This window comes from Paenibacillus sp. FSL F4-0236, from assembly GCF_038000135.1.
Lineage (GTDB): Bacteria > Bacillota > Bacilli > Paenibacillales > Paenibacillaceae > Paenibacillus_AQ.
Genome location: NZ_JBBOBK010000001.1, coordinates 2,208,697 through 2,231,509, shown reverse-complemented (window position 1 = coordinate 2,231,509; position 22,813 = coordinate 2,208,697). Strand labels below are relative to the sequence as shown.

General features: G+C 40.9%; 30 protein-coding genes. 7 read left to right on the top strand and 23 right to left on the bottom strand.

Going from position 1 to position 22,813, the window contains the following annotated elements; genetic code table 11:
- Positions 1 to 45: 45 nt before the first annotated feature.
- The 14 genes from NSQ29_RS10205 to NSQ29_RS10140 all read right to left on the bottom strand — a co-directional run bounded on the left by NSQ29_RS10205 (position 46) and on the right by NSQ29_RS10140 (position 12,808).
- A complete protein-coding gene (locus tag NSQ29_RS10205) occupies positions 46 to 1,113 on the bottom strand; it encodes an SAM-dependent methyltransferase (RefSeq protein ID WP_340970165.1) in 1,068 nt (355 codons plus the stop codon).
- Entirely contained in the window at positions 1,110 to 1,892 is a 783-nt protein-coding gene (locus NSQ29_RS10200) for an ABC transporter ATP-binding protein (protein WP_076283544.1), read from the bottom strand. Before NSQ29_RS10200 ends, NSQ29_RS10205 begins: the two co-directional genes overlap by 4 nt.
- Complete coding sequence (locus NSQ29_RS10195) at positions 1,892 to 2,215, bottom strand: thioredoxin family protein (RefSeq protein ID WP_341124963.1); 324 nt, start codon at positions 2,213 to 2,215, stop codon at positions 1,892 to 1,894. The genes NSQ29_RS10200 and NSQ29_RS10195 overlap by 1 nt, the downstream gene beginning before the upstream one ends.
- Complete coding sequence (locus NSQ29_RS10190; RefSeq protein WP_341124962.1) at positions 2,212 to 2,556, bottom strand: cyclic-phosphate processing receiver domain-containing protein; 345 nt, start codon at positions 2,554 to 2,556, stop codon at positions 2,212 to 2,214. The genes NSQ29_RS10195 and NSQ29_RS10190 overlap by 4 nt, the downstream gene beginning before the upstream one ends.
- A 2-nt stretch (positions 2,557 to 2,558) precedes the next feature.
- Positions 2,559 to 3,482, bottom strand: a complete 924-nt coding sequence (locus tag NSQ29_RS10185; RefSeq protein ID WP_445739158.1) for a deoxyribonuclease IV — start codon at positions 3,480 to 3,482, stop codon at positions 2,559 to 2,561.
- A complete protein-coding gene (locus NSQ29_RS10180) occupies positions 3,406 to 4,221 on the bottom strand; it encodes an Fpg/Nei family DNA glycosylase (protein WP_341124961.1) in 816 nt (271 codons plus the stop codon). Before NSQ29_RS10180 ends, NSQ29_RS10185 begins: the two co-directional genes overlap by 77 nt.
- A gap of 46 nt (positions 4,222 to 4,267) precedes the next feature.
- On the bottom strand, positions 4,268 to 5,056 hold the full coding sequence (locus NSQ29_RS10175; protein WP_076298751.1) for an HAD-IIA family hydrolase: 789 nt from the start codon (positions 5,054 to 5,056) through the stop codon (positions 4,268 to 4,270).
- Between the two features lie 284 nt (positions 5,057 to 5,340).
- Positions 5,341 to 6,288, bottom strand: coding sequence for a ribonuclease Z (gene rnz, locus NSQ29_RS10170; RefSeq protein ID WP_341124960.1), 948 nt, complete (start codon positions 6,286 to 6,288; stop codon positions 5,341 to 5,343).
- Between the two features lie 144 nt (positions 6,289 to 6,432).
- Positions 6,433 to 9,810: a methionine synthase gene (gene metH / locus NSQ29_RS10165; RefSeq protein ID WP_442950259.1), complete on the bottom strand. Its 3,378-nt coding sequence runs from the start codon at positions 9,808 to 9,810 to the stop codon at positions 6,433 to 6,435.
- 174 nt (positions 9,811 to 9,984) lie between these two features.
- Positions 9,985 to 10,416: a FixH family protein gene (locus NSQ29_RS10160; RefSeq protein WP_052404319.1), complete on the bottom strand. Its 432-nt coding sequence runs from the start codon at positions 10,414 to 10,416 to the stop codon at positions 9,985 to 9,987.
- A 263-nt stretch (positions 10,417 to 10,679) separates the two neighbouring features.
- Positions 10,680 to 11,465, bottom strand: a complete 786-nt coding sequence (locus NSQ29_RS10155) for an HAD family hydrolase (protein ID WP_341124959.1) — start codon at positions 11,463 to 11,465, stop codon at positions 10,680 to 10,682.
- 33 nt (positions 11,466 to 11,498) lie between these two features.
- A complete protein-coding gene (locus NSQ29_RS10150) occupies positions 11,499 to 12,026 on the bottom strand; it encodes a hypothetical protein (RefSeq protein WP_042188843.1) in 528 nt (175 codons plus the stop codon).
- Between the two features lie 49 nt (positions 12,027 to 12,075).
- A complete protein-coding gene (locus tag NSQ29_RS10145) occupies positions 12,076 to 12,285 on the bottom strand; it encodes a DUF896 domain-containing protein (RefSeq protein WP_042188845.1) in 210 nt (69 codons plus the stop codon).
- Positions 12,286 to 12,394: 109 nt separating this feature from the next.
- On the bottom strand, positions 12,395 to 12,808 hold the full coding sequence (locus NSQ29_RS10140) for a LysM peptidoglycan-binding domain-containing protein (protein WP_339265088.1): 414 nt from the start codon (positions 12,806 to 12,808) through the stop codon (positions 12,395 to 12,397).
- A gap of 295 nt (positions 12,809 to 13,103) precedes the next feature.
- On the opposite strand from NSQ29_RS10140, the gene lexA reads away from it, so the two are divergent.
- From lexA to NSQ29_RS10120, 4 genes are all read left to right on the top strand, one after another.
- Complete coding sequence (gene lexA, locus NSQ29_RS10135; RefSeq protein WP_042188849.1) at positions 13,104 to 13,730, top strand: transcriptional repressor LexA; 627 nt, start codon at positions 13,104 to 13,106, stop codon at positions 13,728 to 13,730.
- A gap of 273 nt (positions 13,731 to 14,003) precedes the next feature.
- Positions 14,004 to 14,342 carry a L,D-transpeptidase gene (locus tag NSQ29_RS10130; protein ID WP_339265090.1) on the top strand — a complete coding sequence of 113 codons (339 nt, stop codon included), beginning with the start codon at positions 14,004 to 14,006 and terminating at the stop codon, positions 14,340 to 14,342.
- A 149-nt stretch (positions 14,343 to 14,491) separates the two neighbouring features.
- Positions 14,492 to 14,872, top strand: coding sequence for a hypothetical protein (locus tag NSQ29_RS10125; protein ID WP_042188853.1), 381 nt, complete (start codon positions 14,492 to 14,494; stop codon positions 14,870 to 14,872).
- 235 nt (positions 14,873 to 15,107) lie between these two features.
- A complete protein-coding gene (locus NSQ29_RS10120) occupies positions 15,108 to 15,686 on the top strand; it encodes a hypothetical protein (RefSeq protein ID WP_341124958.1) in 579 nt (192 codons plus the stop codon).
- A gap of 125 nt (positions 15,687 to 15,811) precedes the next feature.
- Here the strand turns inward: NSQ29_RS10120 and NSQ29_RS10115 are convergent, their stop codons facing one another.
- The 5 genes from NSQ29_RS10115 to NSQ29_RS10095 all read right to left on the bottom strand — a co-directional run bounded on the left by NSQ29_RS10115 (position 15,812) and on the right by NSQ29_RS10095 (position 19,067).
- A complete protein-coding gene (locus NSQ29_RS10115) occupies positions 15,812 to 16,618 on the bottom strand; it encodes an MBL fold metallo-hydrolase (RefSeq protein WP_341124957.1) in 807 nt (268 codons plus the stop codon).
- Positions 16,591 to 17,091, bottom strand: coding sequence for a cupin domain-containing protein (locus tag NSQ29_RS10110; RefSeq protein WP_052404320.1), 501 nt, complete (start codon positions 17,089 to 17,091; stop codon positions 16,591 to 16,593). Before NSQ29_RS10110 ends, NSQ29_RS10115 begins: the two co-directional genes overlap by 28 nt.
- Before the next feature lie 133 nt (positions 17,092 to 17,224).
- The gene (locus NSQ29_RS10105; RefSeq protein WP_339265098.1) at positions 17,225 to 17,848 is read right to left on the bottom strand and encodes a DUF4352 domain-containing protein; all 624 of its coding nucleotides are present in this window, start codon (positions 17,846 to 17,848) and stop codon (positions 17,225 to 17,227) included.
- A gap of 266 nt (positions 17,849 to 18,114) precedes the next feature.
- On the bottom strand, positions 18,115 to 18,318 hold the full coding sequence (locus tag NSQ29_RS10100) for a DUF5316 family protein (protein ID WP_076283528.1): 204 nt from the start codon (positions 18,316 to 18,318) through the stop codon (positions 18,115 to 18,117).
- 317 nt (positions 18,319 to 18,635) lie between these two features.
- On the bottom strand, positions 18,636 to 19,067 hold the full coding sequence (locus NSQ29_RS10095; protein ID WP_341124956.1) for a phage portal protein: 432 nt from the start codon (positions 19,065 to 19,067) through the stop codon (positions 18,636 to 18,638).
- 198 nt (positions 19,068 to 19,265) lie between these two features.
- Between NSQ29_RS10095 and NSQ29_RS10090 the strand changes: the two genes are divergently transcribed.
- A complete protein-coding gene (locus tag NSQ29_RS10090; RefSeq protein ID WP_341124955.1) occupies positions 19,266 to 20,069 on the top strand; it encodes a hypothetical protein in 804 nt (267 codons plus the stop codon).
- 199 nt (positions 20,070 to 20,268) lie between these two features.
- On the opposite strand, the gene NSQ29_RS31510 is transcribed toward NSQ29_RS10090, so the two are convergent.
- The 3 genes from NSQ29_RS31510 to NSQ29_RS10080 all read right to left on the bottom strand — a co-directional run bounded on the left by NSQ29_RS31510 (position 20,269) and on the right by NSQ29_RS10080 (position 21,300).
- Complete coding sequence (locus NSQ29_RS31510; protein ID WP_076283525.1) at positions 20,269 to 20,454, bottom strand: sigma factor-like helix-turn-helix DNA-binding protein; 186 nt, start codon at positions 20,452 to 20,454, stop codon at positions 20,269 to 20,271.
- A gap of 133 nt (positions 20,455 to 20,587) precedes the next feature.
- Entirely contained in the window at positions 20,588 to 20,767 is a 180-nt protein-coding gene (locus NSQ29_RS10085; RefSeq protein WP_339241632.1) for a hypothetical protein, read from the bottom strand.
- Positions 20,768 to 21,111: 344 nt separating this feature from the next.
- Positions 21,112 to 21,300: a hypothetical protein gene (locus tag NSQ29_RS10080; RefSeq protein ID WP_076283523.1), complete on the bottom strand. Its 189-nt coding sequence runs from the start codon at positions 21,298 to 21,300 to the stop codon at positions 21,112 to 21,114.
- A gap of 527 nt (positions 21,301 to 21,827) precedes the next feature.
- On the opposite strand from NSQ29_RS10080, the gene NSQ29_RS10075 reads away from it, so the two are divergent.
- Complete coding sequence (locus tag NSQ29_RS10075) at positions 21,828 to 22,076, top strand: DUF3951 domain-containing protein (RefSeq protein ID WP_339241636.1); 249 nt, start codon at positions 21,828 to 21,830, stop codon at positions 22,074 to 22,076.
- Positions 22,077 to 22,219: 143 nt separating this feature from the next.
- Positions 22,220 to 22,387, top strand: a complete 168-nt coding sequence (locus NSQ29_RS10070; protein WP_339241639.1) for a DUF4083 family protein — start codon at positions 22,220 to 22,222, stop codon at positions 22,385 to 22,387.
- A gap of 145 nt (positions 22,388 to 22,532) precedes the next feature.
- Here NSQ29_RS10070 and NSQ29_RS10065 read toward each other — a convergent pair whose 3' ends face one another.
- The gene (locus tag NSQ29_RS10065) at positions 22,533 to 22,748 is read right to left on the bottom strand and encodes a hypothetical protein (protein ID WP_340970202.1); all 216 of its coding nucleotides are present in this window, start codon (positions 22,746 to 22,748) and stop codon (positions 22,533 to 22,535) included.
- Between the last annotated feature and the right edge of the window lie 65 nt (positions 22,749 to 22,813).

Below are 22,813 nucleotides of genomic sequence, written 5' to 3'. Positions count from 1 at the left end.
GTTAATAACGGGATGCTTTCCCTTAGAAAATTAAAATTTGTTTGATTAGTATTTAATCATATAAAGTGTAATTTCATCACGATTATGGAATAGCTGCTTTGCACGCTGAATCTGCATTCGCTCCCCTTCAAACATCGCAATAATTTCTTTGATCATCGCAAGTGGTTTCTTATGCATCAGTTTTACGGTCACAATGGCCGTCCCACCCGGTGACAGACTGTGGAGTAACCCGGTTACTAGCTTCGCCATCAGCTTAGGACTCCAGCTCATATCGCACACGAGCAGATCAAATTCATTGTCCCGGAATTTTACTTCTCCTGCGTTTTTACGAAGGATTTTCAAGCCCGGATAATTACGAAGGGACTCATGCATTAACGCAGGGTCAACCGCAGTAACCTTCATTCCACGTTCCAGTAAGAAAGAAGTCCACCCACCTGGAGAAGCACCAATATCTAACGCATTACGGAAGCTGTAAAAAGGAATATCAAACTCCTTCTCGGCTTCCATTAGTTTAAACTTGGCACGTGAGATTTGTCCATCCTCCTTTCGGAAACGGATGGCACCGCCATTCCAGCTAGATAAATTCGCTTCTGGTCTGGACACACCTGCATATAAGGCATTCCCGTCTGCGTAGACTGAAATAACCCAGGCTGGATCTTGCACAGTAAATTCTGCGCCTAAGCTCTGCAATTGCTCTTGGAGCCATTCACGAAGTTCTCCTGGACTGTCCTGCCAGAAGGAAGGATCACCTTTACGAACGTTCAGGGATACCTTCTCACCCTCAAGCTCAGTGTGGCGACTTAAATACACCGCTAAACGCTGTAGAGCTTCCATGGTTCCTTCATCCTGAAACTGAACAGGCTGTATATGACGCAGGAAAATGGGAAGATTCTGTGTGAGTAGGCGCGTTACTTCCTCTGGTTCAGATTGCAATGTAGCCAGAAAGATTTCTCCTGGTAGTAACAAGGTACTCTTCACAGCACCGAATAAACGGCGAAGCTCTTCTTGCGCATAAGGCGCAAATCCGTGATTTGCTGTACAAATATATCGGGAATACACTTCTTCTTCCGGAGCAATGTTCTGCTCTTCGGTATCTTGTCTTAAATCGTTCAAATCGTTTTGCCTCCAGGTCTAATTTTAATCCAGGGACGACCGCTATCCCATTCAACATCAACAGGAATATCATAAGTGGCCAAGATCATTTCTTTCGTTAATACTTCTTCTTTCGGTCCAGATCCAGCTAACTTACCCTCACGGATTAATGCAACATGCGTGAAAAGCGGGACAATTTCTTCCACATGGTGAGTTACGTATACTACAGAAACATTACGCTGTCTCAGCTTGTCTATTTCAGCCAGCATTTTTTCCCTTTCATATAGATCAAGGCCGGCACATGGCTCGTCCATAATTAATAGCTTAGGGTCAGCCATAAGACATCTTGCCAGCATAGCCTTTTTACGTTCCCCCTGTGACAAGGTCCCAAAAGGATGAAATGCCATATTGCCTAGATTCATATCTTCCAGCATGCTGATTGCTTTCTCTTTTACTTCGGAGGGGATCGTCTCGTAGAAACGCAAATAAGCGTAAGCACCTGTTGCTACGACCTCCCACACCGGATCTTCTAATGACATCTTTTCCATCAAGGAAGGCCCGATATAGCCAATTTCTTTACGAACCTCACGTATATCACATTGTCCATATTTATAACCCAGCACTTCTACAGTCCCTTTGCTAGGAAACAAATAACCAGTCATCATCTCTAAAATTGTGGTTTTACCGGAGCCATTCCGTCCCAAAATGACCCAGTTCTCACCTTCTTTAACTTCTAGCGACACATCGTCCAAGATTAAGTTTTCTTCCCTGCGGAGAGATAAATGTTGTAATGAAATGATTATGATGTAACACTCCTTATGTATTCCAGTACTCGCTCAACTGAAACCATGGAATAATAAACTTTCGGATCATCTTCCCGTTCTGCAGAAGCTACAAGTAGTGCAGGAACGCTCGTAATACGATATTGTTGAACCAAATTCGGCAGCATGTTCACATTACCTGTAACCATTTGAAGTTCAGCAGGCAATAGATGAGCCGCCACCTCTAACATCCGTTCAGCAGCCTTACAAGTACCGCACAGTGGAGTGTGTAAGAATACTACAAGCGGTTCTCCTGAACTCTTGAGCGCCTCCAGTAATTCCACTTCATTCATTACCTTCATTTCAAGTTCGTCTCCTCGGCGATATCGTGAAGCTTATCAGAACTTAGGGGACTATTTACCAAAAGCATCCCCTCAGGTTTAGCAGTATATAAGATCTCATACATTTCTTTTCGCCCCCACAGACTGGAAGTGTGCAAATAGATTTCTCGGGGGAACAGTCCTTCCAGTACGATCCGTCTGGCAACTTCTCCACCCGAATAATCACCCGGCCCCATATCGTAATCCAGTGATAAAATATCCACCTCGCACTCACGCAGCATTAGAAGACATTCTTCCGTCGAACGAGCCAGAGCGAACCCTTTAGGTACCTTTCGAAGATCATCCATATAGATATGAATCACAATTACGCCTCCGCTTCAAACCAACCACGCACAATGGCAATTTCTTTTCGGTGACTGCCATCCGTACCCTTCTCAGTTTCCAAGACAACAGCTGAACTTCGTAAAAGCTCGGAGGACAATAAGCTTTTCAGCCCCTGCTCTCCAATATGTCCTTGTCCGATTCCAGCATGTCTGTCGCGTCTTGAGTCGAAAGGAAACTTAGATTCATTTAAATGAACAGCAACAAGATGTGGCCAAAATCCAAGTCGCTCTCCACGTTCAAGGAAGTCTTCCGTTCGCTCAGGGTTCCAGATACCAGCTGCGTAAGCGTGACAGGTGTCCAAACAAAATCCTATTTTCTCCGGAAATTGGCTAAGCTCTCGAACTTTCACGAGTTCTTCAAGTGTAATCCCTTCATTTCCATGGTTGCCCGCTTGATTCTCTATAAGCAGCTTAGTACGACCATCCCAGGACTGAAGCACATCATTCATACATTGTATAATATTTTGATAGCCTTGTAACGGCTCCATTCCACCAAAATGTCCAAAATGAACAACGATGCCTAATGAACCACAAGCTTCTGCAATCTCTAGATCATTTAAGAGAGAGGATACATAAACCTTTCGCGGAGTAACATCATCTACACCAGCCGCCATGTTAATCCCATAGGGTGTGTGAGCAATCGAAGTAATCCCTTTGTCTTGGCAAAAGAGCGCACAATCCCTCGTATCTCGTACATCTACCTGTTTAAGTTTCAAACTACGCGGATTTTTAGGAAAATATTGAAAACATGTTGCACCGCTCTCCCAAGCGAATCGGGCAGCTCTCCCATAACCACCGCGAATGCTGACATGAGCCCCTATTTGAAGACTATTGGTCATGCTGACAGTCTGGGCAATAAAACACTTTGCGTCCAGATAGCTCTGTTTTGATAATTGTTCCCCCATCACGAAGACAAGACTCACCTTCACGATCATACACTTTACATTGATTATTATATGAACCTGTAACAGTATCCCCAGTCATAAACGGCATTTCCATGTACCCACCAATTTCAGTGGCCTCAGTCAGTACTTTTTGGATGCTCTCATAAAGACGGGCTATAGATTCAGTTGTTAAATTCTGTACTAGTGCAGAAGGTAAAAGCCTAGCTTCAAAAGCAATCTCATCGGCGTAGCAATTCCCGACTCCAGCCATCACATGCTGATTTACTAACAGGCTTTTGAGCGCACCTCGCCGTCCCTTTAATAATCCTGTGAATCGTTCCAGCGTCATTCGACGATCCAGCAACTCAGGTCCAAGTTTACCCATTGTGGCTTCGCTTTCCTTAACCGACAGCAAATGTAAATACCCTAAGCGAAGTCCTATGAAGTAAAGGGTATGATCTCCAAATGCAATTTCGACTTGTGTGTTACGATCCGGCCGTTCTTCCTCCGTTCCATAAAAAAGTATTCCACCAAGCATCAAATGTAAAAGTAGTCTTCGTCCATCATGAAGATGAAACAAAATATACTTGGCACGCCGCTCAACAAAAACAACACGCGCACCGATCAATGCATTTCTAAAAGCTTCTGTTTCCATATTAATTGATTTTTCTCTGTTCACGATTACATCAGATATTGGCACATTTATAATATGCTGACTAAGCAGCTTTCTATAATTCTCCATTTCCGGCAATTCCGGCATAGCTCATCGTCCCTTCTAGGTTGGTGAAGTAATAAGATCCTAGCTATTATACACCGAGAAACGTTTTAAGTTCAGTTAAATCGGCACAAATTTCATCCGGTGAGATTCCGGTAAGGTTTTTATAGTGGTCAAGATTTTCTGCATTTGTTAATCCGGTAAATACAAGAACTGTACGACAGCCCGCATTTACTCCAGCTGCTATATCTGTACGCATATTATCACCGACAACCACTGCATGTTCAGGCTCGATACCAAGAAGATCTGTCGCAAATTTGATTAAATGGGATTCCGGCTTGCCAATCACTACCGGACTCACTCCACTAGCAGCCTCGATGGCTGCTCCGATCGTTCCTGCGCCTGGCATAATGCCATCATCTGATGGCAGCATTAAGTCTGGGTTAGTGAGTACAAACTTTGCTCCTCCCAGAATCCAGCGCGAAGCTTGCGAGAGCGACGTATAGTTGAAGGAGCGATCGATGCCTTGCAGTACATAATCGGGTGAGTCTGTGACGATGCGGAGCCCAGCTTCGGTACAAGCCACATGCAAACCCTCTTCTCCAAGTATCGCCACTGCAGCCCCAGGTGATTCCTCAGCTATGTAACGTGCGGCCGCCATTGATGAGGTACATACCTCCTCAGCTTTCGCATCGATTCCCATTCCACATAAATGTGCAGCCACATTAGCCGCTGTACGCGATGAATTGTTGGTAACAAATAAAAAAGGAATGCCCGCTTCACGCAGACCTTTAATCAGTAAATCAGCACCAGGAATCATTTTATGCCCATGGTATAACGTACCATCTAAGTCAATCAATAATCCTTTAATCTGTTCCATTATAAATCCCTCTATTTCCATAAAAAAATTAATTAATGTGTTAAATTAATAATGGTATTAATAAACATTCAACCTAAGCCCAGCTTGGATTTAGAATGATTAATAATACTTTTTGTTTGGTGGTATTACCCGTTTATTTTCGGCAAGATTTCCAGCCATTCGTACCTCTTTCACGCTGTAATTACTTTAAATCTAACACACTTCGTCGAATGAAATCGAACGAAAGACTCATCGAGCATTTTTTAGCATAGCACTGTCATTTCCTGCGCTTTCCCGGAAAATAATCATTTCCCCAATTGCCCGTTTTGTCTTCGATAAATTGGATATGTGCCGAATTCCTCCGCTAACAATGTCTCTGGAAAAACGAGCTCAGCTTCTTCCAGCAAAGGAATCAACTCTTCAGACGAACTGTAACGAGAGCTGAAATGAGTCAACAATAGTTGGCCGGCATTGGCTTCCTTTGCTAGCTCTGCAGCTTGACGTGCTGTACTGTGATGGTATTGATACGCCATTTCTGCCAGATCATGAGCAAAGGTTGCTTCATGAACGATAAGGTCTGCATGAAGTGAGAGTTCTAAAGCTCCTGAACAAGGTCTTGTGTCTCCCAAGATCGTAACAATACGCCCTCTTTTAGGTTCTCTAACAACATCAGCAGCGCAGATACGAACACCGCCATCCGTTATAACATCTTCACCTTTTTTTAATTTTCCATATAACGGTCCAGGCTTTAAGCCATAACTCTTTAGTAATTCCGTATTGAGGCTCCCGGGACTATCCTTTTCCGTTACCCGGTAACCATAGCTATCAATACGATGCTCTAATAATGCTGCCTCCACTTTAAAACCATCATCCTCAAATACCGTTCCTCCTGTATGCTCGACAATCTCAATCTTGTATGGAATTCGGGATTGGCTCACAGCTAAGGATATATCTAAGTATGCCTTCAATCCAGGGGGACCATAAACCGTTAAAGGAGATGTCCCTCCCTGATAACCACGACTAGATAATAAACCTGGAAGACCAAATAGATGATCTCCGTGTAAATGTGTAATAAATAGCTTTTCCAGCTTCCCTAGGCGAATCGGTGAGCGAAGAACCTGATGCTGAGTCCCTTCCCCGCAATCGAACATCCAAATGCTACGGCGTTCTTCCAGAAGTCTTAATGCAATCGACGTTACATTGCGTTGTATAGTTGGTACCCCTGCATTCGTACCTAAAAAATATATTTCCATCCCTCTTCCTCCCTTCTTCTTATTGACTGAACTATCTCTTATCTATTCTAAACGTCCTTCTTCCAGCAAAAAACCCCCCAGTTACGGGAGGTTCCGCTGAAAGGTATACAATCCCCCTACAGACCGGGTGTATAAATGAAAGAATTACAGCTTCTCTACATTAAAATACTGCGCTTCTGGATGAGCGAATACCATCGCCGAAACGGAAGCCTCAGGCTCCATCATAAAGCCTTCTGTAAGGTGAACACCGATATCCTCTGGGGATAACAGTTTAAATAGTGGTCCCTGATCTTCCAGATCTGGGCATGCAGGATAACCAAAGGATACACGAATCCCTTGATATCTTGCCCCATGTCTTTGTTTCATGGTCATATCTGCAGGATCTGGGAAGCCCCATGTATCACGCATCATGTGATGAACACGCTCCGCTAATCCTTCTGCTACTTCCAGCGCTACAGATTGTAACGCATGTGAGCGTAAATAATCTCCATTATCCTTAAGGGCTGTAGAGAGCTCACGAACACCGTGTCCCGCAGTTACCACGAGGAATCCAACATAGTCCATCATTCCACTGTCGACCGACTTCAAAAAGTCCGCTAGACAGAGATAAGGCTCAACACCTTGTCTTGGAAAAGTAAAGGTATGCAGAATCTCGGCTGTATTCTGTGGATTATACACGATAATATCGTTACCACTTGATTGTGCCGGAAAGAATTGATACATCGCATGAGGAGTAATCGTACCTTCCAGCATCGCTTGATGTAGAATGTCATCGACAGTACCTTTCAACTCCACAGTCCGCTCATCACCAGCAGCTAATTGCGCCTCTACAGAACCTCGTAGCCCCAGATGGTGACCGAGCAGCATTTGCATGTTCACATAAGGGATAATATGCCCCAATGGATAATTACGAATGACATGGCGCTCTAAATCGGGTGGAACAAATACAGGTGCATCTGGAGAAATTTTGGAGCGTACAGCTCTAGTCAGCGTAGGAAGCTCTTGCTTAGGAGCAACTGCCACTGCGGATTCTGCTTCCACTCGAATTTCCTCGGCAATTTTCTCCCGTTCAACAGGATTCATAAGCCGATTAGCAATATCGAGTCCATCCATAGCATCCTTAGCATATAATACCAGCCCATCATATTCCGGCCGGATACGTGTTTTGGTGAACTTGCGAGTCAAGGCAGCACCACCTACCATAATAGGCACATCAATCCCAGCCGTGCGTAGGTCTTGCGCAGTCAGCACCATCTGCTGTGCCGATTTTACGAGTAGTCCAGACAATCCGATCGCATCGGCTTTTTCACGACGAAACGCTTCGATAATGGTCTCAGGTGGTACTTTTATACCCAAATTAATGATCTGATAACCATTATTGGATAAGATGATCTCCACCAGATTCTTACCTATATCATGCACGTCGCCTTTTACAGTTGCCAGCATGATCTTACCTTTTACCGATGTCTCATCCTTCTTCATAAACTGCTCTAAATGACCAACAGAAGCCTTCATTACTTCAGCGCTTTGCAGCACCTCAGCAACAATCAACTCATTGTTATTAAACAGCCGTCCAACCTCCGACATCCCGGCCATTAGCGGGCCATTGATAATCTCCAAAGGTCCTGATTTGGTAAGCGCCTCATTAAGGTCTGGAATAAGTCCTTCTTTGGTGCCTTCAACAACATATGAAGCCAGACGCTCTTCTAGTGACAGGTTAGAAATTTTCTCTTTTTTCTCAACCTTTTTCCCTCGGAAGGCGGCTACAAAAGCAGCAAGCGTGTCGTCATTTGTATTATAAATTAATTCCTCCGCAAGACGACGGTCTTCAGCAGGAATAGACGCATAACGTTCTACCTTCTCGGTATTTACGATCGCATAATCCAATCCAGCCTTAGTGCACTCATAGAGAAATACTGAATTCAGCACTTCACGTCCTGCTTCCGGTAATCCAAAGGAAACGTTGCTGATCCCCAAGATCGTATGAACACCTGGAAGTGCTTCTTTGATTAAACGAATCCCATCAATAGTTTCTTTAGCAGAGCCAATATATTGTTCATCCCCGGTTCCTACAGGGAACACAAGCGTGTCGAAAATAAGGTCTTCTCCAGCTAATCCGTATTTGTTCACTAGTAAGTCGTAGGAGCGTTTGGCAACTTCCAGTTTGTCCGTAGCCTTAATTGCTTGTCCTGTCTCATCAATCGTACCCACTACGATAGCTGCGCCATACTTATGAATCAATGGTGTGACCAGCTCAAATTTTTCTTCACCATCTTCAAGGTTAATGGAGTTAATTATCGCCTTACCTTGACAGTACTGTAACGCCAGGTCAATAACCTTCGGATCGGTAGTATCGATCATCAAAGGAACTTTAACCTTTTTTACAACTAATTCTAGAAACAGCTTAATATCTTCAATCTCATCACGGTCCGGATCTTGCACGCAGACGTCGATAACTTGAGCACCACTCTTCACCTGTGCACGGGCAATTTCTGAGGCTTCCTCATATTTACCTTCGACGATAAGACGTTTAAACTTACGCGACCCTAATACATTCGTACGTTCACCGACCATGTATGGACGGTTGTCGTTCTCAATATAAATAGGTTCAATCCCTGAAAGTGCCGGTGGATGATTTCCTGCAAGCGGACGTGGAGGGAATTGTGAAAGTGCCTCCGACATAGCACGGATATGTTCCGGTGTCGTTCCGCAACAACCTCCCGCAATGTTAAGCCATCCCTTTTCTGCAAACGCAGCAATTTTACGCGCAAGAGAATCAGGAGATTCATGATAATGCCCATTCTCATCTGGCAGTCCAGCGTTCGGATAACAACTCACAGCCGCTGAAGAGATTGCAGAAAGTGAACGAATATGATCACGCATGAACTCTGGACCCGTCGCACAGTTCAGACCTATAGAGATAGGCTTCAGATGTTCTAAAGAAATATAGAATGCTTCAATGTTCTGACCGGCAAGTGTGGTACCCATCGGCTCAATTGTTCCCGAAATCATCACTGGCAATTTGATACCCGTCTTCTCAAATGCATTTCGAATACCTATACTTCCAGCCTTCACGTTCAAAGTATCCTGAGAGGTCTCTAGCAATAACGCATCTACTTGACCATCAATCAATGCCACTGCCTGTTCCTCGTAGCTATCAACGAGCTCTTGGAAAGTCACGCCTCCCGTAACAGAGAGTGTCTTTGTTGTAGGACCCATCGCACCTACAACATAGCGGGGACGATCTGGTGTATCATATTTATCAACGGCATTACGGGCTAGCTTTGCTGCAACCAGATTAATTTCACGAGCCCGTTGCGGAATATCATATTCAGCAAGTACAACAGACGTTGCACCAAATGTATTTGTTTCAATGAGATCAGCACCTGCTTCAAGATACTGCTCATGAATCGTCTGAATTACTTCTGGACGAGTTAATACTAGCATTTCATTACAGCCGTCCAATTCTTCCCCACCAAAATCCTCACCTGTCAGAGGCACCTGTTGGATCATTGTGCCCATTGCACCATCTAGAATTAATATTCTTTGTTGTAAGCTTTCCTCAAGTGTATATTTAGCCAACGTATAGTCCCCCCAGTAAAACATTAGAGTAAGTTTAGCAGAATAAAGGAATTTCGAAAAGCCTTCCTTTCCACTCTGCATTATCTGTAATCATAGGAATTGCTATTCTTTTAATTATGGTTTTACAGAGAGTTCTTTATTAGGCATAGAATGCTGAGTTCTAGCAGTTACGTGTGATGTAACAATATATTGTCCTTCTTTCGTTAGTGTTCCCTCTGCTTGATAGATTCCATCACTGACTAGCTTTCCTTTAAATTCAATTTTCTGTTCACTATCATCTTTACTCACAATTTCGAACAGAACCTCTTTCGCATCATCTACTGCCAAGTTGTCTTGCGTCACCACTGCTTCAAAGGTCACCTTCTGATTTACAACAACCTCTTCAGGATTCCAATGTAACTCGACCTTGATAGGTTCCATAGACATGTCCATGTTCATGTTCATATTATGTACGCCAGAATGTTTAGTTTGGTCTGATGAACATCCTCCCAATACTAAAAGTGTTGCACCTAATAATAAAGGAACTATTGTTCTTGAAATCTTCATTTAGATTCCTCCCAGTCGAATTGATTACTAAGAATCTACCAATTCATGTTATACATTCTCCATCTATTATACACATTATTATTGGTTTTTCAGTATTTCGCATCAATTCAGCTAAACTCTTGTGACTTAAATCATATACTAGTAAATCTCATCTAACATACTAAATATGATGTAGATATAAAAAAGACAGCAAGTCTCCTAGATACCTAGGAACTCACTGCCATCTTAAAGCTTAAATGAATGAAAGCCTCTTCTACTCAATTTTATAAAGATTGGACTAATGAAAGAAGCTCTCCAAGATGTTTGATTTCATAATCCGGCTGAATTTCCGGATCTGGCTGTTTGCCTTTTCTATTAATCCAAACTGTAGTCAAACCTGTTGCCAGCCCACCACGAATATCCGTTGTAAGCTTATCTCCGACCATAACTCCTTGCTCAGGTGCAATATCTAAAAGTTCTAGGGCATGCAGAAAAATTTCCTTATCCGGCTTTCCTTTTCCGAAGCTTCCAGAAATCACGATGTGATCAAAGAAAGGAACGATTTCAGGTACGCCATCTAGTTTCTCTTGTTGCAATGCAGGGCATCCATTAGTCAGAAGCAATAGCTTCACTTTCCCCTTCAGTTCTTCAAGCACCTGAATCGTTTCTTCATAGATGTAAGGTCGATTTCTACGCTCTGCTGCGAATCTGGCTGCTAATGTCTCAGCAAGAGCTTCGTCCTCTACACCAAGTGCTGCAAGACCACGACGCCATGCCTCTTTACGATATCCCGGTGCAAGCTGCTCCAATTGACGGAATTCCGGCTGTTCACCTGCAGTAAAGTTCCCCCAAAGTGCTTCAAACGGATTAATCCCAATCATCTTTGTAAACGGGTTCGTTTCGTAGGATTCATATAGTCCAATGGCTTCTTTACGCACCGCAAGTTCCAGTTCTTGTGGATCAATCGTATCCCCAGCGGCTTCACATGCAGAACGAAATGCTTCATTAACGCTCCGATCATCCCAGAGCAGTGTATCATCAAGGTCAAATAGTACGGCGGAAATTGGCATTACAGGTCTCCCTCTCCCATGGCTGGTTAATTTCTATTCGTGAACTACTTCAATTTGGTGAGCTTTTGCGAATGCTTCCAGTCGAGTCCCCATTGCATTGGTATCATAACGATTCATAAGTCTGGTAAAAATCCATTTCGTGCGTTTGCCTTTATGCTTAATTACAACAGCTCCACGCGAAAGGATGATTTTCTCAATATCAGAAGCTGGCAGATAACGTTCGCGGTTGAATTTTATAGTAGATAGTCTAGCATTCTCTACCTTCAAGTACGGACGTCGGAAGAACAGAAGTGCCGCTAGTAAGTAGTACAAAACGACTCCTAGCCAGTTCATAAGCATACCATTACCTTTGGCTTGGTCCACTGAACCAATCATCCAAAACATAGTACCAAGCACTAATAACACTACTGGAAATGCAATGTTACGGCCTTTAAAGGTTTCGCTGTTCTTACCAGGAGATTTAGATTTAGATGCGTAAATCGTTTCCTTCCCCTGTTTCTTTCTTTGCTTATTAATTTGCTGCGTGTTGCGTTGAACCATTCTTTCCCAAGAACGGGCCATATGCGTTCCCCCTAGTCATCCAGTAATATCTATGAAAAGGAACAGGGTGTTAATGCTTACGCCCCTTGTTACCTTGTTCATGCTCATCATTATCGACCAATTCAATCGTATTCAATTGTGCTCGGAAGTTATTGCGAATATTCCCCAAATAAATTTCACGAAGCTTGGCGCGTTCCGCCGTTTCCTCTTGATTAAGGCCTACGCTCTTCTGTTTGCGTGCCAATTCGTTAATACGCGCGACCAACTCATCAATATTCAAAACTTTCCCTCCCCTTATAAATTAATTCTAACTCTGCCATGAGAAAAAGAGCTTGTCAAGGTTTACTCCCTGCAAGCTCTTCATGTCCTCTTATTATGTTCTTAGAATATTAATAAATAGGTAAAGTGAGAATATCTCCAGCATTAATCTGACTACCTTTAATGCCATTGGATTTTTTAATTCCTTCTATATATACAGCCGTTTTCATATCAGAAGGTTTATTCTCAAGAGCAATACTCCAAAGTGTATCTCCACGTTCAACCACTACGCGCTTCTCATCCTTCATTAAAGTAGTAGATCCTGCAAATACATTACCTACTACTGTAAGTCCTGATAGTACGAGCACGATGATCAATGTCAGTTTAATAACAAAATCTCTTCGGAACAAACGCATCAAGCCTTCAAGCAAAAGCTCTGTAATTTCTTTAATCTGAGCTGAATAACGGGTAATAGGATTATGTCCTAAAGATTCAACCACTGGGGCTTTATCGTAGATGCTGCGGTATGTACTGTATTTTAACATGAATATCATCCTCCAAACACTTGTTCTTACTTTTGAAATTATAATAACACGAACATGTGTTTTGTTCAATACTATTTTAGAACAATTGTTCTCTTTTTTTCAGAGGTTACTATTTACCATATTCTTCATATAAAGAATCACTCTTATCGTTTAGATGAAGGAAACGCAATCAATACAAGACTACCATTTATTAACTCTTTCGAATTAATATTTATAATAGTTAGAACTTATGTTTGTGCGAACGGTAGTTCTATGTTATAATTTTCCCAAACATTACTATATGGGGTTGATTCCAATGTCAAAGATTTCAAGTCGCCAGCTGGCGATCCTGGAATTTATACGTAGCGAAGTCCGCAGCAAGGGTTATCCTCCTTCCGTCCGGGAGATTGGAGAAGCTGTTGGTCTTGCTTCCAGCTCCACAGTTCACGGTCATTTAGATCGGCTAGAGAAGAAGGGACTTATCCGTCGAGATCCAACGAAGCCTCGTGCGATAGAATTGCTTGGCCAAGAGGATTCCGAGAATGTCCATCATTTCGCGCAAACCGTCGCTCGCATTCCTGTCGTAGGTAAGGTTACCGCCGGGGTTCCTATCACTGCTACTGAGAATATTGAAGACTACTTCCCGCTTCCAACTCACTATGTTGGAGATAACAAAGTATTTATGTTATCGGTTCAAGGTGACAGTATGGTCGAAGCTGGGATTATGAATGGCGACTATGTTATTGTTCGTCAACAACAAACGGCTGATAACGGAGATATCGTTGTAGCTATGACCGAAGAAGATGAAGCAACCGTTAAGACTTTTTATAAAGAACGTGATCATATACGTCTTCAGCCGGAGAATCCGGCGTACGAGCCTCTTCGCCTTAATCGCGTGACCATTCTCGGCAGAGTTATCGGATTATTTCGAGATATCCACTAAGTATGCACTCCTACCAAGCGAAAACGGATACCGTCCTTTAAAGGACGGTATCCGTTTCTACGAGAAGTATAAGGATAGGATATATCGTAAAAATATATACTTTCTTTTATTTTTTAAAAAGCTGTTCTGCAAATGCAGAACAGCTTTTTCACTGTTATCAAACCCCATTTATCAATCACAGAACATTTGTTCCCATAAGCTAAAATGACCATTTTTAATGAATAACCGTTTAGGCATCCTCCTCATATCTTAATTAGAAAGGAGTGTTGCACAATGCCAAATTACCGGATTATAGTTGATCTGACGCAGCGTATGCTTTATCTTCTTGATAACGACATTGTGATCAGGGGCTTCCCAGTCGGAATCGGTAAAATGTTAACTCAATCACCACTCGGTGAATTCACAATCATTAACAAACAACCCGATCCAGGTGGTCCATTTGGGGTCTTTTGGATGGGTCTATCTAAGCCTCACTATGGGATACATGGAAATAATGATCCCTCATCCATAGGGCACGAAGTATCCCACGGTTGTATTCGTATGTACAATAAAGATGTGTTAGCACTAGCTGCGATTGTTCCTATTGGAACACGAGTAACGATCAGGAATTAAATCTATCTCTATAGATAAACACGCCTCACTCATGGTTCAATGGAGGGGGCGTGTTTGTATTTATGTATTTTTGATGACCTAATAGGAATTATGTGGTTATATGTCGAATAATGTTAACAGGATTTCAAATTGAAAGGAAGTGTCTCGTTTTGAACAACTCAAAAATTAGAACCCTCGTCGATTTTAAAGTCGATGCACTTGTTAAACTCTCTGGCTTATTGTTAAATAACGATCAAGCGAGTGGAAAAAAAGTAAATTTACTCACCTCATTCGGCAGTATTCAAGGGACCATCTCCCCTTCCACCTCCAATAAAGAGGATGTTTTTGACTTAAAATCTCTAATGGATGATGTCATTGTAGATGAATACATATCTTATTTAGGTGCGGAACATCCCGATAAAAATTTCAGCTATAACTTTGTAGTCCTTAATGATGTTTCTGTAAGACCCTATACTCACTATGAATCTCCGATCGAATACAAACAGCTAATTGTTTATACCGATCAAATCACAGCCTTCAATTTCTTATGATTTTGACATATTTATTTTAAAAAGCTCTCAACAAAGCACTCCAGCAGTTGCCCCAATTTTGCACTCAGCTCGCAAAATCGGCAGATCTCTGGGTGCTTTCTCTTTTTCTAATCAGTAGTCGTTTCCTAAATTCCCACGATTTTCGCTCTTAACAGATACTAGTAGAGAGAATTCAGGCATATCTTTCAATAAGCAATAAATCTTGCTCTACTGAGATCTTTGGAGGTGTGATTACATGCTGATTTTCTTGATGTATATGTTTGCCATTGTAGGAGGAATCTTAATTCTAAGTGCCGTTATTATAGAATTAAAAAAACTATCTACTTCTTCTGAACTTTCTAAGCTGTTAAACGCAACCTCATCTTTTAATATTATATTCACCAAAACATTCATTCCGCCCAATCAATCGCACTTGATCGCCCTTAATGAACCTTATAAAAAAATAGCAATAGGTACCAGCAATCCGAAAACAAGCAAAAAGGCAATAGCAAAGCTATACTCGTTCGACAATATAATGGGATCAGAGATTGTTGTTAACGCACTAACCCTTTCAAAAGTATCTAAACGACAACAAAACAGCAAATCAACTGCTTCAAGTGCGGATATTAATGTGGTTAATAGCGGTGACGAAGAGGCTGATGTTATCGAGGAACTTACGCTTAAAATATACATGAACAGCAATGAAATACCTGTGTATAGTATTTCCTTCTTGCCAGGCTTACTACCCATTCAACAATCCGATAATCAGTACAAAGAAGCTTACTCCCAAGTCCAACAATTACATACGTTCTTCAGGTCGATCGTATCCGAATGAATGCCCCCCTTCCGCCTATTATTACTTCACTTTACCTTTCCCAATTAGAAATTTTGAAAACCTTAAGGAAAGACAAAAAAACGGTCCTTTTGGGAGGGCCGTTTTCGCTGCATCCAACATTCATTTTAAAATTGCACACTAAATCCGTTAAATTGGTGAATGCCCGTACCATGAGCGACAAGATCCCGTTCACGTAATTCACGAACTGCCTTCATAACCTCTTGCAAAATAACTGGATCTAGACCCAACGTATTATGAGAGCCGAATACTTGAGATACATTTGGAATTTGCGCAATCTTTTCTAAAGAAGCCACTAAATCTGCCGGACTAGTAGAGGGATAAAAAGCATAAATTGGCGTAACATCATACAACAAATCCCCTGTAAACAGATACCCGTTGGCATGATCAAAGATGCTAATATGACCTGGTGAATGACCCGGTGTGTGGTAAATTTCTAATCTACGCCCGCCTAAATCAAGCACATCTCCCTCTCGCAATAGAGCTGTTGGTTTTCCTTGATAAGGCGTATACGTATTAGGATCAAACGTCTCAGGAACAGGAAGAGTAATATCTCGGCTCATATCTTTTCTGATCTGGGCAAGGGACAAACCTCGTATTCCATTAATCAGCCAATCCTCATCCTCTTTATGAACATAGATCATCTCAAATTGTCCATGACTGCCTATATGGTCTGCATGCACATGCGTAGTGATGACAGCGATAGGTAAATCCGTTAACTGATCCGTTATTCTTTTTATATTGTCGATGCCTAATCCCGTATCAATCAACACCGCTTGTTCTTTTCCTAACAACAAAAAAGAGTGCACCTTTTCCCAATGCCCATATTCACTGATTGCATAAGTAATTGGATCAATTTTCGTGACTGTGAACCATCGATCTTGAATCAAGTGTGATCCTCCATTCCGTTCCATTTCTCCCTTACCTGCTCTTCTCCTTTATAATAGTCCGCTTGTTGATCCGCCTGATAAATTTCTTGATAGGGGAGAATGTTGATTTTACCTGAGTCCGGATATTCGCAAACATCTATGCCCTGGTTCGTTCGGAGATCAAGATACTTGCAAGGGGCATCCGTATGATTATAAAGTTGATGCGCTCCTTCAGGTCCTATTTCAAAAAATAGTACATCACCTTCAGAAACCTCACTAAAACCCTCGGGAGTTCTTAACATCGCTTTTCCCGTCAAAATCACAAATATTTCTTCAGCGTTTCTATGAAAATGATAAGGAAAGGAATACTTATCTGGATCAAGCGATCTTATGTCGAAGACAAGATGTTTAGAATTAGCGATCTCAGCTAACCTCTCACTCGTATGCCAAGCAAACTCAGGGATCGGAGATAACTTTTGTTTAAATGAAACTGTATTTTCATTAAAAATCTTCGCCAAATATAACACCCCTCATCCATTACGCTTTTCTTTCAATATAATCGGTTTGGTACTTTATGTAAATGCAGATTATCAGGTTTAACAATAAAAAAAGCCCCGCCAGCATTGGCGAGACTCTTATATGTGAGATATCCTATTTATTTTGAAGAACGATTTTGATTTCTCCATCTGAACTAAAACTTAAAACCGTAAAATCAGTATTGATTTCAAGTTCTTTCCAATCCTTAGGAAGCTGGTAAGCTAGTTTGCCACGAATTTTCTTTCCCGCAGCTAAAGCGCCGTCCATTGTTCCTACTTGACTATCCAAAGTATGAGCCAAGAGATCTTCATTTATGGAGAAGCTGTCTTGGTATGCATTGAACATTAGCATAGAGCTTACCATATAATCTTTACTGGAAATATTCTCAAGTATAATTCCGATTTCTACAAACTCATTACCCTCTGATGGTTGTACATAATCATTTCCCTTAGGCTTTTCCAGAGATTCAACTGTAAGCTTAAAATTCTTAGTTGTGATGGTTTGTCCAACTTCAGTTATCATCGTTTCCTTTGGCTCTTCAGTAGGCTTGCTGGTAGGCTTTTCCGTTTCGACCGGTTTCTCTGTTGCTGCAGTATCATCTACCTTTGCCACTGCTGGTTCTGATTTTGATACTGTGGGTTCACTATCATTCCCCTGTGATCCAATCACCCCTATTACAACAAAAACAATAATAAGCCAAAACCACCATTTTTTAAAAAAAGGTTTCTTTGTTTTCAATATTCTACTTCCTCTCAGATAATATCCATTTCCAACTTTTGCTAGGAAAATATACCCATATTATCCTATGAAAGATATACCTTTGCAAGAAAAATATAAAATAATGTCAGATGATAAGAATAATTGTGACTGTTATATTAAATTCCATTTTACTAGAACTATAAATATAAAAAAACTCAACGGCAAAGACATAAAGGGTCTAAAGGTTCTTGTAAAAAGTCATGTATTGCAATCTTTACCACTCTTGAACTTGAGTGTGGTAAAGATCACAACAAATATACTACTCCAGCTATAGCCAAGGAAAGAACTCCTCCTAAAGCAGACCATTTCGCTACTTTGTTTTTAATTTTACGGTCTTCTTTAGATTCCGAATAAAAATTCCCTCTTTGCTGAGTACCTGTCGTAAATCCGCCAATACATATACCAGAGATCACAAAAAAAGCCAGTCCTATATATATGAATATGCGCATATTAGAGCTCCTCCCAGGAAAGCATTGGATATCTATATATAAGATATTCTAACATTATTCTCCACTACCGGAGAGAGTCCTCTTCTTCGAGTTTTGACTCAGATGAAGTTATTTACAAAATAATCGTCTTTTGTGCAGGGTTTCGCACTCCAGTAACCTTATTGCTTCTTTAGAGCATAATTTGGTACTTTTCAGGCCAATAACTGCATCGCGGTTCGCTAGCAACTTTGTATGCGAACCTATAAGCCTAATCAGACGACTAATTTAATGCAGTTTGTCCTTATGCTCAAGAATATCCTCAAAAAGAAGGGAGTGCCTCAACAGCCATCGCTGACGGGGCACTCCCTTCTTAAATAAACATGCAACCACGCGCACCCCTTTTTAACGCTCTCCTTCAACAGGTTTTTTAATAGTCTTTTAAATCCTTTATCAAAAATCCTTGTCAACAGTTCATCATAAACTTTGTTCTTTGTCTGGATGCTCATTTCCTTACTCAGCAGATAACCGGCTTTCTGATCAACGAACTTTCGCAAGAATCCGTGAACGATCTTATTATTAGCGAGGTTTGTAGCTTCTACCAGCGCCCCACCTGCTCCAATGGTCATTCGCTTACGTTTTAAGATATCAGCCTTATTCCGGTAGTAGCGTTCACCAGCAAGTTTTTCCTTACGTTCCTGGGAAGATAACCAATCATCTATTTCTTGCTTAACGATCTCCTCCCTTTGACTTGATATAAATCTATTCGACATTAGGAAGTATTTACTTGCCGTTCCACCATACACTTTCCTACGCCTCACATCTGCATCTTTGGGGGTTATGAAGCGCTTGGAGATGTCATTCTTTAAACTTAATTCAAATAATTCTGGTACAATTTACCTACTGAGAATGTTAAACTAGTAGGATCTATGTCTTTTTATTATTTTACATAAAAGGGAGTTATCTTTTCTATGAAATTTAAAAATGTTTTGTTTATCATTTTAACTACTTCATCACTAATTTCAGTAACCGCATGTTCTCCACTACAAACATTTCATCAAAAAAGTCTTCAAGTGGTAGCTGATATAAAAGGAGTAGAATTACCAGCACAAGTCGAGAATGCCTCGGATTTGACTTTTACACTTGATCTATCTTCAAAATATGATAGATACGTTAGTATAGACTTGCTTAAAGTTTCAACAGAAATTGTAAAAGAGTTTGATGAAAAATTTAAAAACAAACAATTCTTTACTGAAAGTGAAATAACGAGTTTAAAATCCTTACTTGAACCTTATGATTATTTAGCTGAAGATGTTTTTGATTCTCAATTTAGTGACGAAAAAGCAGATTTAAATGATGATACATTATATGGATATATTAATGATTGTTTTTCTGACTTAGAAAAACAACACTACAGCGAATATCTTGAAGATTTAGCGCATGTAAAGCAACTAATTGGGCAACCAATGACTTTTGAACACGATTTAAAGAGTTTAGAAAATGCAGTAATACTTGAATTTGGTTTTACAAGTGGATCAGTTACAGATCCAAGAAATGTTTCTGAAGAAAGATTAAAAGAGATAAGAGATAAATATCAAATAAAACTAATCAGCACTAAAGCTAGCAAGGATGATCCAAATTTAATTAAAGTCAACCTTGAATACTTAGATATTGTTGATAATCTTACAGCAACAAAAACAGAAGTGTATAATTTACTTATCTTACCTGAAGAGAACTGGAGTTATAAATACAATTCATATCCTTTTGAAGAATAATAAACGGTATGCCCTTACAACCTAGAAAATAAGTAGTGACATACCGTATGGGCAATCCATATACCGCGATAATGGGATTCGGGTCACATTTACTATAAACAATTGCTATAGAGGAACCATATGTAATGGTTCCTCCTATATATAGGTGGCAGGCGTACGGCAAGACTAGACACATTGGAGAAATAAACTCATTCCCTTGTTAATCTCTACTTTGGTTGTAGCTCGATCCAGATAAAGATTGTACCGTGCTTTTTTTGGTGTCTAGTTCTTGAGAAATCTGTTTTAATGACATTCTGCAACCGTGATGTAGAACGAAGCATTGCCTTTCTCTCTCAGATAAATCATGCATAGCATCCTCAATAGCGTATTGTTCATGAGGTTGCAAACATCGTCCTTCCTCTTCTTCCTATTGAAACTCTACTTCATAGGCTGTCAGATATTCCATCCATGCTGGGGGCTTGCAGTAAAAATAAATTGTCTATGCCCGTCAGCCAATGCTTTTTGAGTTTCCTTGTATTTCATTCCACTGACCCCTTAATAACGAATGGTCTCTCTGCTGCTTTCCCTGTTGGGCGTCGATACTTTAGATCTAACCCTGCCTTTTCCTCTGGAGACAATTGCGAGTTTTTAATGACTCCTTGCCCACCGCCTGATGTTTCTTTCTCTTTGCTTATAATTCCTAAGTACCAATCGCTCATTAGGTATGACCTCCAGTTATAAAATCAATTGATGGTAAGTATTTATTTAATTTATAATCAAGTTGGATGATGAGGGCTGTGCCTAATCTTTCTTTCTCGGCCTCTCCCCTACACTAAAAATTAGGAGAGGTTTTTTATTCGAATTAAGAGGTGAATTTTATGAACGGCAAGAAAGTTATCATTATTCTTTTGTCCATCTCTTTACTGGGTGTGATTGCTTACTTCGGAATAGCTTATGGATTACTATGGTATATTTTTAATGGGTAAGAACTGAAGATTATCCGGCCCCCGTTTTACTGGGATTACTCAGTCTGACTCGATGGCCAGACGGCCTGTAGTGCCACTTAAATTAATTCGTACTCGCCTTGATCTAACCCATCACTCACATCGTAGAAAGGGCTGTACCCTGAAACATTTCCATTTGAGTGCATAACGCCATCATAAACCTGTCCTTTTTCGAATACTCGTCGCATATGGCCCCAATCATCCCAATAGATATCTTTCAAAGCTCGAAACTTGATCGGTTTGCTCATATCCTCTCCTCCCCTCCCCCTTATACCTAAATGTGTGGGGTCTCAGCCCCCTAACCTTTATATCTCCCATAAGCTATATCAATGTTCACTTTGCTTCTCCGTTTATCATGTTGCTTCTGGATCGTGGCATGTAGCTCGTTGCATTACGGACAAAACTCAAACCAAGAGACTGTTGTGGCACACTCTTTGCAAATAGGCGTTATCACATGTTTCGTGGTATCTTCCTATCATCCGTCCCCGTTCATCTTTAGCAGAAGTCCATGAGTAACCGACTACAAAGTCACACAATTGAGTAGCTTCGTTCTTTCGGCAGAAGGTGCAGGGGTATTTCGGCATTACCGCGACCTTGCCGATTATCTCAGCCCCCTTATAGTTCAGTACAGCCAAACTATCTCTTATATCCTCCTTGTGGGAAAAGAGGGCTATTAACCCTCTCTGTCCATGTATCTTCGTAATGTGCATCAAATCTCGGTAAACTTGTAAATATTAACATTAAATTATAAAATCAAACAAAGGTGGTGTTAACAATGAACTTAGTACAATTCATGTTGGTTGGAGTAGGAGCCATTTTCTATTTCTCATTAGGAATCATCATTGTCAAGATATTACTTACAAGAAAATTACCAAGTAATAATTACACTCCATTTGACTACATCACGGCCTATTCTCATATTGAGTTTCACGATGAGAAAAAAGAGATAGAAGAAAATGCGGACCATGGTGATGATAAGGACAAAAACATCATTTCGTTATCAAAACGAACTTCTCTTCCCTGATTCGCAATATGTGGGAGAGGAGTGCTGTAACCTCCTCTATCCCTTAATGTCATGTATCTTCGTACTGCGCAGTAAATAACTTCAAATAAGTTCTTTTTTTTAGTTTGTTATAATAAAACAATAACTATTAATGAGGTGTTATCTTGCAATATATTTTTTTAATACCATTGGCATTTGTTTGGGCAATTCCCTTGGTTTTACTGTTAAAAAAAGATTATCTAACTAAAAACAAGGTTTCAGATAAAAATGCTAGCATAGAGAAAAAATTAGACAGAATAATAGAATTGCTTGAAAAAGATAAGGGTGCATAATCACTTTTATCTTTTTTTATGTCGCAGTATGCGTCTACTGTGCCTTTGGGAGAGGAGGGATACTCCTACTCCCTTAATGATCTGGTGCGGCCCTCGTGTTGCTGGGTTTATGCTGTCGGACGATGGACAAACAGCTGTAAAATTATCATTTTTGTTGTAGATTTGCTAATGCTACTGAGATACGTAAATCCTCTCTGCGGATCGTTAATGCCGTAACCGGTCCGTAGCAGCCTACATCCTCTGTCCGGTACTCTACAGGTCCGCTGCAGACGATGTGTCCGATATATGTAGGGAGCCTTACCTCTACTTGGTCACCTACTTTGACAGGAGATTCATTCCTATCAATTAATTCATTTGTCATCGGCTACTCCTTTTTCCTTTAACCTTTCTATTCCTTCCAAAGATAAATACTTAACTAGATCAGGT